Origin of the sequence: Haloechinothrix salitolerans (assembly GCF_042662605.1) — a bacterium.
Taxonomy (GTDB): domain Bacteria; phylum Actinomycetota; class Actinomycetes; order Mycobacteriales; family Pseudonocardiaceae; genus Haloechinothrix_A; species Haloechinothrix_A salitolerans.
This window is the reverse complement of sequence record NZ_JBHSXX010000001.1, coordinates 6661106-6675190: the sequence shown is the minus strand read 5'-3', so window position 1 is coordinate 6675190 and position 14085 is coordinate 6661106. Positions and strand designations below refer to the sequence as shown.

14 protein-coding genes are annotated in these 14085 nt (G+C 68.7%); 3 read left to right on the top strand and 11 right to left on the bottom strand.

The features are described from left to right. The coding region (locus ACFQGD_RS32015) for an IclR family transcriptional regulator (protein WP_390221137.1) at positions 1–517 on the bottom strand (517 nt) is incomplete at its 3' end. Between the two features lie 16 nt (positions 518–533). Then, complete coding sequence (locus ACFQGD_RS32010) at positions 534–1388, bottom strand: hypothetical protein (protein ID WP_345392442.1); 855 nt, start codon at positions 1386–1388, stop codon at positions 534–536. A gap of 187 nt (positions 1389–1575) precedes the next feature. Here ACFQGD_RS32010 and ACFQGD_RS32005 point away from each other — a divergent pair, with 187 nt between their 5' ends. Both ACFQGD_RS32005 and ACFQGD_RS32000 read left to right on the top strand, forming a co-directional pair. Continuing rightward, positions 1576–2793: a homogentisate 1,2-dioxygenase gene (locus ACFQGD_RS32005; RefSeq protein WP_345391899.1), complete on the top strand. Its 1218-nt coding sequence runs from the start codon at positions 1576–1578 to the stop codon at positions 2791–2793. 143 nt (positions 2794–2936) lie between these two features. Then, positions 2937–3332, top strand: a complete 396-nt coding sequence (locus tag ACFQGD_RS32000) for a hypothetical protein (protein ID WP_345391896.1) — start codon at positions 2937–2939, stop codon at positions 3330–3332. A 58-nt stretch (positions 3333–3390) separates the two neighbouring features. Here ACFQGD_RS32000 and ACFQGD_RS31995 read toward each other — a convergent pair whose 3' ends face one another. Beyond that, positions 3391–4332 carry a hypothetical protein gene (locus tag ACFQGD_RS31995; RefSeq protein ID WP_390221136.1) on the bottom strand — a complete coding sequence of 314 codons (942 nt, stop codon included), beginning with the start codon at positions 4330–4332 and terminating at the stop codon, positions 3391–3393. Between the two features lie 49 nt (positions 4333–4381). After that, entirely contained in the window at positions 4382–5689 is a 1308-nt protein-coding gene (locus tag ACFQGD_RS31990) for an ATP-grasp domain-containing protein (protein WP_345391890.1), read from the bottom strand. 111 nt (positions 5690–5800) lie between these two features. Here ACFQGD_RS31990 and ACFQGD_RS31985 point away from each other — a divergent pair, with 111 nt between their 5' ends. After that, entirely contained in the window at positions 5801–6409 is a 609-nt protein-coding gene (locus ACFQGD_RS31985) for a GNAT family N-acetyltransferase (protein WP_345391887.1), read from the top strand. Here ACFQGD_RS31985 and ACFQGD_RS31980 read toward each other — a convergent pair. The 7 genes from ACFQGD_RS31980 to ACFQGD_RS31950 are packed head-to-tail and all read right to left on the bottom strand — an operon-like array spanning position 6406 to position 14081. Further along, positions 6406–7203 carry an IclR family transcriptional regulator gene (locus tag ACFQGD_RS31980; protein WP_345391884.1) on the bottom strand — a complete coding sequence of 266 codons (798 nt, stop codon included), beginning with the start codon at positions 7201–7203 and terminating at the stop codon, positions 6406–6408. The two genes, ACFQGD_RS31985 and ACFQGD_RS31980, sit on opposite strands and share 4 nt — an antisense overlap. A gap of 50 nt (positions 7204–7253) precedes the next feature. Further along, a complete protein-coding gene (locus ACFQGD_RS31975) occupies positions 7254–8207 on the bottom strand; it encodes an electron transfer flavoprotein subunit alpha/FixB family protein (RefSeq protein ID WP_345391881.1) in 954 nt (317 codons plus the stop codon). Continuing rightward, a complete protein-coding gene (locus tag ACFQGD_RS31970) occupies positions 8204–8395 on the bottom strand; it encodes a hypothetical protein (protein ID WP_390221135.1) in 192 nt (63 codons plus the stop codon). Before ACFQGD_RS31970 ends, ACFQGD_RS31975 begins: the two co-directional genes overlap by 4 nt. Positions 8396–8415: 20 nt before the next feature. Next, the gene (locus ACFQGD_RS31965) at positions 8416–8961 is read right to left on the bottom strand and encodes an electron transfer flavoprotein subunit beta/FixA family protein (protein ID WP_390221134.1); all 546 of its coding nucleotides are present in this window, start codon (positions 8959–8961) and stop codon (positions 8416–8418) included. Positions 8962–8973: 12 nt separating this feature from the next. Further along, positions 8974–11496 (bottom strand): GcvT family protein, encoded by a 2523-nt coding sequence (locus ACFQGD_RS31960; RefSeq protein ID WP_345391875.1) that lies wholly within the window; start codon positions 11494–11496, stop codon positions 8974–8976. 14 nt (positions 11497–11510) lie between these two features. Beyond that, the gene (locus tag ACFQGD_RS31955) at positions 11511–13202 is read right to left on the bottom strand and encodes a formate--tetrahydrofolate ligase (RefSeq protein ID WP_345392439.1); all 1692 of its coding nucleotides are present in this window, start codon (positions 13200–13202) and stop codon (positions 11511–11513) included. Positions 13203–13220: 18 nt separating this feature from the next. After that, complete coding sequence (locus tag ACFQGD_RS31950) at positions 13221–14081, bottom strand: methylenetetrahydrofolate reductase (protein WP_345391872.1); 861 nt, start codon at positions 14079–14081, stop codon at positions 13221–13223. Between the last annotated feature and the right edge of the window lie 4 nt (positions 14082–14085).

Below are 14085 nucleotides of genomic sequence, written 5' to 3'. Positions count from 1 at the left end.
CCGGAGCGGCGACGCCGAACGCACCCGGTTGCAGCTCGCCGACCGTGGCGACCCACTCCGGGTCGTCCTGCCGCAGCGTGATCGCCTTGCCCGCCGCGCCCTTGGTAATCGGATGCTGGCTGCCGATCCGGTAGCCGACGTGGTAGCTGGTCCACGACGGCTCCACTACGGCGACGGCCTGCACAGTATCGCCATCCGCGATCGACAGGTGGGCCGTGGCGCCAACGTCCTCGGCCAGTGCGCGCAGGATCGGCGTCGCGGCCTCCCGTAACTGCGGCAGCACCCGGTCGGCCAGGCGCAGCAGCCCGACGCCGAGTCGGACCTTGGTGCCGTCCCGCCACACCAGCCCGCGCTCGACCAGCGGCCCGAGCAGTCGATACACGGCCGCCCTGCTGACGCCGATGCGCTCCGCGAGTTCAGACACGCTGCACGCTTGGCCCTCGGCGTCCGCGACGGTCTGCAACAGCGCCAGCCCACGGTCAAGCGTCAGCGAACTCCCCGAGCTCGCCGTGCTCATGGCCAGCGCCTCGCGGTCACAGCAGTCCCAGCTCCTCGAGGTCCGCGATGGCCTCGCCGAACGTCGCCGAGCCGTAGCAGGCGAACAGCTCCCGCACCGCCTTGGCCGCCGAGTCGCTCAGCTCGCTCGCCTCGGCCGCGAGCGCCGCGCCGTCGGTGGACTCCAGCGCGCCTCGGACGTCCTTGCCCGCTAGGCAGCGGGCGGACGCGACCAGCAGGTTCAGGAACCCATGGTGGGTAAAGCCGGTCTCCGGGTCGACGTGGCGCACCGCCCGATGCAGGCTGTTGGTCGCCTTGAACGACGCCCCGGTGACACCCGCGACCACGGAGAAGAAGTCCGCGACCTCATCGACGCTGGGGAAGTTCTCCTCGGAAAGCCCTCCGCAGCGGATCTTGGGCCAGCTGCCGTGCTCGATGACCTTGCGGACGCCCTCGAGCCAGCCAACGCCGCGGCGGGGCTCGACAACCCGCACGACGTCTTCCGGTACGAACTCGGAGACCCGCTCAAGCCACACCTCGTCCACATCGGACGGTGCGGGCATCTCGACCATGCGCAAGGTGAGTAGCTCGGCGCGGGACTCGACGATGGAGATCGCCTTCGGGACACCGCCGAGACCAGTGTCGATGATCAGCGAGAGTGGCAGCGGCTGAGATGGCTTGATCTTGATGATCTCGGTGATCAGCTCCGGTAGCCGGGACGCGGGACACAGGAACAGGCCGAGCACGCCGGAGTAGTCGCCAGCGCGAGCATCGAGGTAGGCGTGCAGCGCTTCGGACATCGAAGCCGTGCCTGGTGGAAAGAGCGCGGAGTCGTCGACGAGTCTCGTGAACAGGGGCGGGATGCCGCTAGGGCCCGGCGGCGTGAGTTCCACTGCGCTTGACACGACTGACACGCTAGTAGCGTACTATAGTCGAACGAAATGTTCCGATTATCGGACAGATTATCCGCGGTGAACGACGCTTTCACCGCACTGGGCGCGGTGATTGACGCTTTCGCCGCAACCAACGCGGGGAAGGCGTCGTTCACCGCATTCGACGTGCGTACGTCTGGAGATCGCTATGCCGTACTACCGGAAGATCGGCGAGGTACCGCCCAAAAGGCACACCCAGTTTCGCTCGCCCACCGGCAGCCTCTACGCCGAGGAGCTGATGGGTGTCGAGGGATTCTCCTCTGACTCGGCCCTGCTTTATCACCGCTACCTGCCCACGTCGATCGTCGGCGCGGAGCCGGTCGAGGACGATCGAGGCCCGATCGTGGCCAATCACCCGCTCAAGCCGCGCGCGTACCGCACGCAGGACTTGGCGTTCAAACCGGACGCCGACGCCATCACCGCGCGGCGCAGGCTGTTCGGCAACAACGACGTCACCATCGGCTTCGCCGTCGCGAGCGAGCCGAGCCCGCTGTATCGCAACGCCATCGGCGACGAACTGCTTTACATCCAAGGCGGCAGCGGCACCATCGAGACCATCTACGGTGCCCTCGACGTCGGAGACGGCGACTACGTCGTGCTGCCGACCTCGACGACCTATCGCGTGGTGCCAGGTGCCAGTAGGGGCGGTGGGCGGGACCAAAGTGCGACACCGCCGCTGCGGGTGCTCTCGCTGGAGGCGCGCGGCCACATCGGGCCGCCGAAGCGCTACCTGTCGGCTAAGGGCCAGTTCCTCGAACACGCGCCGTACTGCGAGCGCGACCTGCGCGGGCCCACCGAACCGTTGCTGGTCGATGGCCCTGAGTCCGACGCCGACACCGAGGTCCTTGTCCGCCATCGCGCCGGGCTGACGCGGTTCACCTATGACCACCACCCCTTCGACGTCGTCGGCTGGGACGGTTGCCTGTATCCGTGGGTATTCAATATCGACGACTTCGAGCCGATCACGGGCAGGGTGCACCAGCCGCCACCCGTGCACCAGACGTTCGAGGGGCCGAATTTCGTCGTCTGCTCGTTCTGCCCGCGCAAGGTGGACTACCACCCGCTGGCGATCCCGGTGCCGTACAACCACGCCAACGTCGACTCCGACGAGTTGATGTTCTACGTGCGCGGCAACTACGAGGCGCGCAAGGGTTCCGGTATCGACATCGGGTCGATGTCACTTCACCCGTCAGGGTGCACGCACGGTCCGCAGCCTGGTGCGGCCGAGGCGTCGGTCGGCGCGGAGTTCTTCGATGAGACAGCGGTCATGGTGGACACCTTCGCCCCGCTCGACCTTGGTGAAGCCGCTGACGCCTGCGAGGACCCCGGCTACGCGTGGAGTTGGTCGGGGCGGTCGCTGCCGTAGGGCGCTGTCGCGGTGAGGCTCTTCGGTGTGAGTGTCTTTCGCGGAAACCGATACAGTCGAATGGTCAGCGATACGACTGTATCGGTTCCTGGTAGAGACCCTTGCGACGTTTGCCCGGTGGATATCGTGGTTATCCACCGGGCATGACGACCAACCCAGAACCAGACCGTGACCAGCGGGGCGAAGTGGTCTCGGAGCGGCCGCCCGTGCGGCTTGGCTTCGTGCGGGTCGTCAACGGCGTAATCAGCGTCGTCACCGGGCTATTCGCCGTTGTGCTCGCGCTGCACATCCTGCTCGTCGTGGGCGAGGCCAATATGCGCAACGATTTCGCCCAGTTCGTGACCGGCTGGGCGGAGGCAGTCGATCTCGGCCTCGGCACGCTGTTCCCCGCGGCTAACGAAAAGCTGGAAGTGGCGCTCAACGAGGGCATCGCCGCGTTGCTCTGGCTGGTGATCGGCGCCGCGCTGACTACGCTGCTCGCCCGCATCTTCGTGCCAGAGGGCGAGTCTCGCGCTTGGTACCGGCGCACGGTGCGCTGATACCAGGCGCGCGGAAGTCGACATGTGGCCTCGCGGGGACCGGGTCACATGTCGACATCTACCACTCGCGGCGGGCGTGCTTACGTCGCTCGCGTGACGTCTTCGATCCGACGTCTTCAGTGTGGCGGCCCGTGACGTCGTAGCGCACGTTCGGTGCGATCGGACTCCGCTCCGCGGTGCCGAGTTCGAGCTGCGCCGCCCGCACCGCATTGCGTGCCAGCTTCTCGTAACGCTGCGCTTTGACGAGCTTCGCGCGTAGCTCCGCGACCTCCTCGGTGGCCTCGTTGGCGCGTCGCTGCGCATCGGCCAGTGTCTTGGCCGCCTCGTCTCGGCGCGCCTTGGCGTTCTCGGCGTCCCGTTCGGCCCGTTTGCGCGCTTCGCGCCTGCGCTGGACTTCGGCGGCGCTGACGGTAGAGCCGGTCGTGCGAGCGCCGGATTTCGTACGGGAGGCTTGTCCGGACGTGGCGCTGGGCGTCGCGCCAGACGGCTCGCCCGCCTCGTCATCCGCCCGCCGCGCGAGAACGCCCGCCGTCAGCCACTGCTGCGCGTCGGCCGGGTCCAGCGGCGCGGCCAGCCGCCCTGCCATCACCAAATCCGCCGCCTCGCCGCCCGCCAGTGCCGCTTGCAGCGTGGCGTGGACCTGATCCGTGACGGTGTCGCTGACGCCGAGTCCCGATTCGCGTCCGATCTCTCGCGCGGCGAGCGTCAGCGCGTCGACGGTTTCGCGCCGCCGCACCGACAGTTCTCGTAACCGTCGTCCCGCCAACTCCTCGTGCGCGGTACGCAGCTCTTGGCCAAGCGCTGTCAACTCGGCCAGGTCGTCTGGACGCTCGCGGGCGAGCCGGTTGACCAGCCACGCCGCCAGTGTTGGCTTGCGCAACGCTTTGATCCGTGTGGCCAGTGATCGATCCTTGGCCTCGGCCGCACGGGTGTTGCGGGTGCGGATGAACTCCTCGCGAGGGCCGCTGTAGAGCTCATCAGCAACGGCTTCGAAGTCCACGGTTTCAGAAAAGCACACGTTGGCGTCGCACGCCGGTGGATCGGCGGACTTATGACCCCACCGGGGCCGGGCTCACCACGGACGGCACCCCGAGCGGCTGGGCGTGCGTGCCGTCGGCGAACCGCAACCGCAGCGACCCGACCGCCGCCTCCGCTTTCGCGCGCGCGTCACAGGGCGATGCGGACGACACGACGACGTGGCCGAGGTACGCGTCGTTGCTGCGCGGCAGCCCAGCCCGGGCGGGCACCGAGAGTTGCCAGCGCACGACGTCCGGGTCGACGTCCAGCGCGCCGGTGCCCACCACCCCGACCACCGTGCCCGGCCGCGGCGAGATCACGAAGAACACCGCGGCGCTGGCGATGTCGGTGGTCTCATGCGCCCGAGGCTGCTGCCCGAGGCTGAGTCGCACCAGTTGTTCAAGTGGATGCACACCGGTCACCAAGTGCAGCAGGTCGAAGATGTAGCCGCCAGCCTGTCGAGGGTTGACCTCGATCAGGCGGGGGCCATCGGTGGTCAGCCGCAGCTCGGTGTGGCTGAGGCCGTGACGGTAGTCGAGCGCGGCCAGCACGTCGCGCACGTACGCTGACGTCTCGGCGACGGCGGACTCGGGCAGCTCGGCTGGGAACATGTGCCCGGACTCCACGAAGGCGGGCGGCCCAGCGAGGCTCTTGTCGGTGATACCCACGATCGTGGTCTCACCGTCCCGTGTGATCGCCTCGACGCTGACCTCCGTCCCGTCGACCAACTGCTCCAGCAGCATCACGCGCTCGCGCGGTTGACCGCGCGTGTTGCGTTCGTCCGCGGTGATCTCGTGGAACGCGTCCTTGAGCGCGGCGTCGTCGTCCACCCGCTGCACCGCCGTGCCCGAGTTGAGGTCCACTGGCTTCGCGACCAGCGGGTATCCCAACGACATCGCCGCGTCGCGCGCCGCGTCATACGAATCGGCTACCGCGAACCCGACGTTCGGCACCCCCGCGTCGTCCAGTGCTTGCCGCACCCGGTGTTTACGGGTCGCGGTGTGCAGCACGTCCGGTCGCGCGCCGGGCAGGCTGAGCGCGTCCGCGATCGTGGCCACCGTGGGCAGGTAGTAGTCGCAGGTCGTCAGCACGCCGTCGATTCGGCGCCGCGACGCCACCGTGCGAGCTGCCGCCACGGCGGCGTCCGGGTCGTTGGTGTCGGCGCGGACGATCTCGCTCGCGTTGGCGCGCACCGGGTGCCGCAGTCCGGACGTCGATTCCGGGTAGAGCGCGGGGTCCTTGGTCAGCAGGACGTAGTCGTGGCCGAGCCGCCGGATCAGCGGCGGCAGGCTGTGGCCGGTCGAGCGCAACCAGCTTTCCACCATGAGTAGCGTGGCCATGTCACCCATCCCAGCTAATGGAAATGATGTTCATAACCGGGATCATGTCACAGCGAGTGGAACCGTTGGTGGGCCGGATCACGGCTGCGATCAGCCGAACACCGTGTGGGGATGGCACGGTCGGCCAACCAGGCCGATACTGGTGGGGTGCGTATCCGAACGGCTCGTGCCGACGAGCTGCTTGCACTGCAGGACATCGAGCGTGCCGCCGGCCGGTGTTTCCGTGACATCGGGATGGCGGAGATCGCCGACGACGAGCCTCCCACGCTGACCGAGCTGGCGTACGCCCAGCGCAACGGCGAGGCATGGGTGGCCGTCGGGCCCTTCGGCAGGCTGATGGCGTATCTGATCACCGATGTCGTCGACGGCAATACCCACATCGAACAGGTCTCGGTGCATCCCGACTTCGCCCGGCGCGGCATCGGCAAGGCGCTGCTCGACCACACCGCCGATCAGTCGGCGCGCTGTGGCATCGAGGCGCTGACGCTGACGACGTTCGCCGCCGTGCCGTGGAACGCGCCGTACTATCTGCGCTGCGGGTTCCGGGAACTCGGCCTCGCCGAGCTGTCGCCAGGCTTGCTCGCCATCCTCGAGGCAGAGCGGGCCAACGGCCTCGGCAAGTGGCCGAGAGTCTGCATGCGGCGCGACCTGCTACCAGCCATGGTGCCCGCTGGTCCCGTTCCGCACGCAACCCCAGGAACGTGGCCTCCGGCCCGCTAGTCGTCGGTGCTGATCGGATGGAAGTATCCCATCCTGGAGGACGCCAGGTCGGCTGCTTCGCGGATCACCGGCGTGAGCTTGCGGAGCTCGTCCTCGTCGAGCCGGTACGAGGGGCCGGACACGCCGATAGTGGCCACGACGGTTCCCTCCGCGTCCCGCACGGGTGCCGCCGCACCGTTCAGGCCCTCCTCGAACTCCTCGACGGTGGTGGCGAAGCCGTTCTCGACCACTCGGTCCAGTTCCTCGCGCAGCGCGATGGGGTCGACGATCGTGTTCTCGGTGAACTTCTCCAGCTCACCGGACAGCAGCTCGGCGCGTCGTTCCTCCGGCAGGAACGCGAGGAACACCTTGCCAGGTGACGTCCCGTGCAGCGGCGTCTGTCTGCCAAGCCAGCTACGGCTCACCACGGTGGAACTCGACACGATCTGGTCGATCGTCACGCAGATATCGCCCTCGAGGACGGTGAGCGTGACGGTCTCCTCGGTCTGCCGTGCCAGCCACTCGCAGCCGAACCGCGAGTTCTGGGTCAGATCGGGGTCGACGCTGATGCCGCGCGCGAGATGCGCGAGACCAGCGCCGAGCCGATACTTGCCGCTGTCGGTGTGCTGTTCGACGATGCCACGCGCTTCCAGCGTGTTCAGGAGCCGAAACGCGGTCGACTTGTGTACGCCGAGCTCGTTTCCCACCTCGGTGACGCCCGACCACTCATTGCGTGCCAGGAACTCCAAGATGGTGATCGCCCTGTCGACGGACTGCACACCGCCGGGCCTGCGGTCATCATTAGGGGAGCTCACGACCTTCGAGTCTAGGGCACTTCCCGCGATCCGAGGTCGCCCCGGACAGATCACGCTGTCGACCGGGCGCTGAGCTCCGCGATGATGGCGGGCAAAACCTCGTGGACGTCGCCGATCACGGCATAGTTCGCCCTGCGTACAAGCGGTGCTTCCGGGTCGGTGTTAATCGCCATGATCACCTTCGAGTCCATGCAACCAACCCAGTGCTGTGTCGCACCGCTGATGCCGCACGCGAGATACAGCTCGGGACTGACCTTGGTGCCGGTGAGGCCGACCTGGTCGCTGTGCGGGCGCCAGCCGTTGTTGGTCGCTACCCGCGAGCAGCCGACGACGCCGCCAAGCCGTTCCGCCAGTTCCTCGAGGACCCGGTAGCCGTCCGCGCTGCCGACGCCGCGTCCGCCGGAGACGATGACCGGCGCGGTCGCCAGCGTCATGCCGCCGCCGCGATCGGCACGTTCCACGATGCGGGCCTGCGTCGCCGTCGCCGTTAGCTCCGGGGCGAACTCGCGGACGTCACAGGACTCGACAGGCCCGGACCCGATGTCGCCGGAGACGCCTTGGGCGATGGTCAGCAGCGCGGGGCTCGCGCCATCGCCCGTGCCGACGCGCAGTTCGGCTTCCTCCAGCAGCATCCCGCCGCCGCGCACCCTGGTCAGCAGCCACGAATCACCCGTGCTGACCTCGACGCAGTTCGTCGCCAGCGGCAGCCCGGTCACCGCGGCGACGTGCGCCATAGCCTCGGTGACGGCGTCGGAGCACACGCCCACCACGCCGTCCGGTCGCAGGTGCTCGATCAGCTGGGCCAGCGCATCGCCACTGGCTGCGGGGGCACAGTCGGCCAGGTCGTCGTGCGTGATTTGGTGCAACGTCCGCACGCCGCGCTTGGCCAGGTCATCGGTGTCGAACTCCCCGAACGTCACCGCCTCGACCTGCTGCCCTAGCGACTGTGTGAACGCCAGCATGTCCAACGCGGCAGGGGAGTCGTCCAACACTGCCAGAATCATGAGACCACCCCGATCCGTTCCAGCACGTCGACCACCGCGGGAGCGGCGTCCGCGCCGTGGCCGAGCACGATCGCCTCCTCGCGGTCGTCGGACGGTTGCCGCAGCCGCACCTTGCGCAGACCACCCGGCTCCGGCGTGTACGGCACGACGTCGATGCGAGCCTTCTTGGCCTTGAGCCTGCCCGGCATGCTGGGGTAGCGCGGCAGGTTCAGGCCCTCCTTGACGGCGGCGGCAGCGGGAGCGGCACCCGGTACACCTCGACGCCGTCGGCCACCTCGCGGCGCAGTTTCACGGCGCTGCCGTCGCTGTCGAAGTCGATGCCCTTGATGCCGCCGACGATCGGCAACCCGAGCGCGCGGGCCACCCGGATGCCGACCTGGTAGTGGCTGGCATCCGCCGACTCGGTGCCGAACAGCACCATGTCGTAGCGGGTGTCGCCGACAGCGTGGACGATCGCCGACGCGGTGGCCTGCGGGTCAAGCTCCGCCTCACCGACGTCGACCAGCACGCCCTTGTCGGCGCCCATCGCGATGGCGTAGCGCAGCTGTTCGTCGGCCTCGGCTGGCCCGACGGCCAGCACCGTCGCGCTGCCGCCGTGCGCCTTGACGATCCGCACGGCCTCCTCGACGGCGCACTCCTCGTGCGGGCCGATGGTGTGGCCGAGGTAGCGCGTGTCGATCTCGGTCGAGTCGTCGGTCAGCGGGACCTTCGCGCCCGGCGCTGGCACCCGCTTGACGCAGACAAGCACGTCCATGGCTTGCCTCCTTCACGACTTCATGCGTGTGTCGTCCGGGTCGAACAGCGGCGTGCGGCCCACGCGGGCGACGGTGACCGGGTACTGCTCGGCCATGTACTCCACCAGCAGCCGCTCACCCTCGACGGCGTGCTCCGGCGGCAGGTAGGCCATGAGCAGGTACTTCCCGAGCGACGGCGCCGTGCCCGCGCTGGTCACGTAGGAGCCCCTGCCCTTGCGGTCGACGATCCGCTCACCGTCGCGGGCCAGGATCGGCTCGCCGCCCTGCGGGTACCGGGCGATGCCGGACGCGCTGGTGTGGTCATCCACCGTGAGCGTGCACAACGTCGCCGCGGGCCCCGACTCGCGCGCCGCGACGTAGGCCTCCTTGCCGATGAAGTCCGCCGACTTCACCTTCGGCAGCGCCAGGCCCGCCTCGACGGCGTTGTACTCGGAGTCAAGCTCGGCGCCCATCAGGCGGTAGCCCTTCTCCAGCCGTCCGGTGGTGCCGTAGACGCCGATGCCTGCCGGGACGATGCCGTGCGGCTCGCCCGCCGCCGCGATGGCGTCCCACAGGTGCTGCCCGTGCTCGAACGGCGCGTGCAGCTCCCAGCCGAGGTCACCGACGTAGGACACCCGCAACGCCATCACCGGCACTCCGTCGATGACGATCCGTTTCGCGGTGCCGAAGCCGAACGCCTCGTTGGAGACTTCGTCCGGCGTTGCCGCCGCGAGGATGTCGCGGGCTCGCGGTCCCCACAGGCCGAGCGTGCACACCGCCGAGGTGATGTCCGCGAACGCCACCGAGCCGTCGTCCGGCAGGTGGGAACGGAACCAGAACGCGTCTCGCGCGCCATCCGCGCCGCCGGTGATTACCCGGAAGTGGTCATCACCGAGCCGGACGATGGTGAGGTCGCTACGGAACCCGCCGTTCGGCGCGAGCACCGGCGTGTAGATCAGCCGCCCGACCGGCTTGTCCACCTGTGCCATCACCATGTACTGCAGGTAGTCCAGCGCACCGGGCCCCGAGACGTCGAACTGCGCGAACGCCGTCAGGTCGATCATCGCGGCCCGCTCCCGCATCGCGAGGTGCTCGGCGTTCGTGATCGGGGACCACCAGCGGGCATCCCACTCGTGCGGGCGATCCGGCACGCCGAACTCGTCGACCAACGGCCGGTTCGACTCATACCAGTGCGGCCGTTCCCAGCCGCCGACCTCGAAGAACACCGCGCCCCGCTCGACCTCGCGGGTGTAGAACGGCGACAGCCGCTGCCGCCGGTTCGACTCCCACTGCTCGCGCGGGTGCACGATGCCGTAGATCTTGTTGAAGCCCTCGTTGGCGCGTGCGACGACGTGGTGCGTCGTGCGCTGGTGCGGGTAGAACCGCGCGATGTCGGCGCCGTGCAGGTCGATCTCCGGCGTACCGGTGGTCATCCACTCCGCCATCATCCGGCCGACGCCGGGGCCTTCCTTGATCCACACCGCCGCCGCCGACCACAGCCCGCCGACCTCGGGTGACTCACCAAGGATCGGCGAGCCGTCCGGGGTCATCGAGAGCAGGCCGTTGATCGCGTGCCGCACACCCGCGCCCGGCTCGTTGAGGATCGAGCCGAACAGCTCGAGGGCGTCCTCCAGCTGCGGGTCGAAGTCGTCCTGGGTGAACGGCAGCTGCGTCGGTGACAGCGCCGCCGCCTCGATGGACGGGATCTCGTCCGGCTCGTGCAGGATCGGGCGGTGCGCGTAGGAGCCGATCTCCAGGTCGGCCCCGCTTTGCCGCTCGTACATCAGTGCGTCCATGTCGCGGACGATCGGGTAGGCGATCTCGGTGCCCGTGTCGGCGAGTTCCGGGATCGGGCCGACGTCCATCATCTGGTGCACCGCGGGTGTGAGCGGGATGTGCGCGCCAGCCATCCGGGCGATGCGCGGACTCCACACCCCGCAGGCGATGACGATCCGGTCGGTGGCGATGTCACCTTTATCGGTGTGGATAGCCGTGACCCGGCCGCGTTCGGTGGTGATGCCGGTGACTTCGGTGTTCGCCGACACCGTGAGCGCGCCGTGCCCGATGGCCTGCTCCCGCATCAGCGCGCCGGTCTGCAACGGGTCAACCACGGCGGCCGACGGCGTCCAGAACCCGGCGAGAATGATGCTCGGGTCGACGAACGGCACCAGCTGCTGCACGCGCTCCGGCGTGATCAGCTCCGATGGGATGCCCCACGCCTTCGACGACGCCAGCCGCCGCTTCAGCTCCTCGACGCGCTCCTCGTTGCGGGCGACCTCGATGCCGCCGCACGTGGTGATCGTGCCCAGCTTCTCGTACTGGCGCATCGACTCCAGCGTCAGCGCGGTGATCTCCTTGGAGTGATCTACCGGGAAGATGAAGTTCGACGCGTGCCCTGTTGAGCCGCCCGGGTCAGGCAGCGGCCCCTTGTCGAGTAGCACGATGTTGCGCCAGCCCAGCTCGGCGAGGTGATAGGCGACCGAGTTCCCGACGATCCCGGCGCCGATGATGACGACGTCCGCGCTGCTTGGCACGTTCGATGTTGCCGTGCTCATAGCGATCAACTCCTTCAGGACAGCCCCACGACCTGCCCGGTCTCGTCGATGTCGATGTGTTCGGCCGCTGGGCGCGAGGACAGCCCGGGCATGGTGCGCATGTCCCCGCAGATCGGGTAGATGAAGCCAGCGCCGACCGACGCTCTGACCTCGCGCACCGGCAGCCGCCAGCCGGTCGGCGCGCCTTTGCGGGACGGGTCGGCCGACAGCGAAAGGTGGGTCTTGGCGATGCACACCGGCAGCGAGCCGAAGCCGTTGTTCTGGTAGCTGTCGAGCTGCTTGCGTGCGGTGGCGGAGAGGTCGATGCCGTCCGCGCCGTACATGCGCCGCGCCACGACGTCGATCTTGTCCTCGAGCAGCAGGCTGTCGTCGTAGAGGTAGTGGAAGTGCGATGGCTCCTCGCATGCTTCCGCGACGACCTCAGCTAGCTCGGCAGCGCCCTTGCCGCCCTTGGCGACGTGCGAGGTCACCGCCGCGCGCACGCCCTCCGAGTTCGCGATGTCCACGATGGCCTGTTTCTCGCTCTCGTGGTCGCTGGGGAAGGCGTTGATCGCGACGACGGGCGTGATGCCGTGGGCGCGGATGTTGGCGATCTGTTTGCGCAGGTTGGCCGACCCGGCGTGGACGTCGTCGGGGCTCTCGGCGAGCATCTCGTCAGGCAACGGTCTGCCCGCGACGACCTTGTACTTGCCGGAGTGCGCCTTGAGTGAACGCACCGTCGCCACGATCACCGCCGCGTCCGGCGTGAGGCCGGACGCCCGGCACTTGATATTGAAGAAGCGCTCGGCGCCCATGTCCGCGCCGAACCCTGCCTCGGTGATGAGGTAGTCGCCGCCGTGGATGCCGATGAGGTCGGCCACGACGGACGAGTTGCCGTGCGCGATGTTGCCGAAGGGGCCACAGTGGACCAGCGCGGGTGTCTGCTCGATGGTCTGCATCAGGTTCGGCTTGATCGCCTCCCGCAACTGCACGCACATCGCTCCCGCCGCGCGCAGGTCCTCCGCCGTGACCGGGATGCCGTTGTGGTCGTAGGCGACGACGATCCTGCCTAGCCGCTTGCGGAGGTCGGGCAGCGAGTCCGCGAGCGCGAGCACCGCCATGACCTCGCTGGCCGCGGTGATGTCGAAGCCAGTCTGGCGGGGGATGCCATGCGGCTTGCCGCCGAGCCCGGTCATGATCTCGCGCAGGTCGCGGTCGTTGACGTCGAGCACCCGCCGCCATGAGATCGAGAACGGGTCGATGTCGAGCGGGTTGCCCTTGTGCAGGTGGTTGTCGAGCATCGCGGCGAGCAGGTTGTGCGCCGAACTGACGGCGTGCAGGTCGCCGGTGAGGTGCAGGTTCACCGACTCCATCGGTGCGACTTGCGAGTAGCCGCCACCTGCCGCGCCGCCTTTGATGCCGAAGGTCGGCCCCATGGACGGCTGCCGGATGGCGATGACCGCGCGGTGTCCAATGTGGCCGAAGCCCTGGCCGAGCCCGACCGTTGTCGTCGTCTTGCCCTCGCCGAGCGGGGTCGGGGTGAGCGACGAGACGACTACATAGCGGGCACGCGGGCGGTCGGCCAGCTCCTCGATCGCGTCGAGCGAGATCTTGGCGACCGAGCGGCCGTATGGCTCGATCAGGTGCTCACCGATGCCCATGTCGGCGGCGACGTCGGTGAGCGGTTTGAGCGTTGCGCTGCGGGAGATCTCGATGTCCGTTGGCATGGTTGCCATAACCCCTCCTTATGCCGCCCGCCGGTGCGTGTTGCGCACCCAGCGAGCGGTCGCCGCGACGTGGTTGAAGGTGTAGAAGTGCAGGCCAGCGAGGGTGCAGTCGCCATAAGCGACGCGGCTGGCGAGTTTGCGGACAAGGCCGTCCGGCCGGTAGCCGCCCGGTCGCAGTAGCTTGCCCGTGACCGAGGCGTTGCCGCGCGCGAACCGCAGCGAGTCGCCGACGCCGATCTTCAGCCCGACCCGCAGCAGCTTGGTGACATCGACGACCCCTGGCGCACCGACCACCACCGGCAGCGTGATGCCGCGCCGCCGCGCCTCCGCGGCGAACCGGCAGATGGCGTCCGCGTCGAAGCACAACTGCGTGACGGTGTAGGTGGCGTACTCCTGCTTGGCACGCAATGACGTCCACAGCGTGGCATCGTCGATGGTGTGGTGTCCCTCCGGATAGGACGGCACCCCGACGTCGGTGGGCAGTCTGCCCAGGTCGGCCATGCCCCGCAGCAGGGCGAGGCCGTCCGCGAAGTCGCCAGCCGGGTCGTGGTTGTCGCCGCCGACGACGAACACCTCGTCGATGCCAGCCGCGTCGAGGCGGTCGAGGACGCCGGCCAACTCGGCGCTGTCACGGAACTGCCGTGCCGCGAGGTGCGGCACGGCGCGCATCCCCTGCGCCGCCACGTCCTCGACGAGGTCGATGGTCGCGTGCAGGCCCTTGTGCGGTGATGCCGTGACCGTGACGACCGAGCCCGCCGGGAGTTGCTCGGTCGCCTCAAGGGCTCTCGGCAGCGGCAGGATTTCGTAACGCGGCGCGGCGAGCAGCGGGGCGACGGCCCGCCGCGTGCGCGGCACCTTCGGGAGCGGCTGGAAGCTCATACCG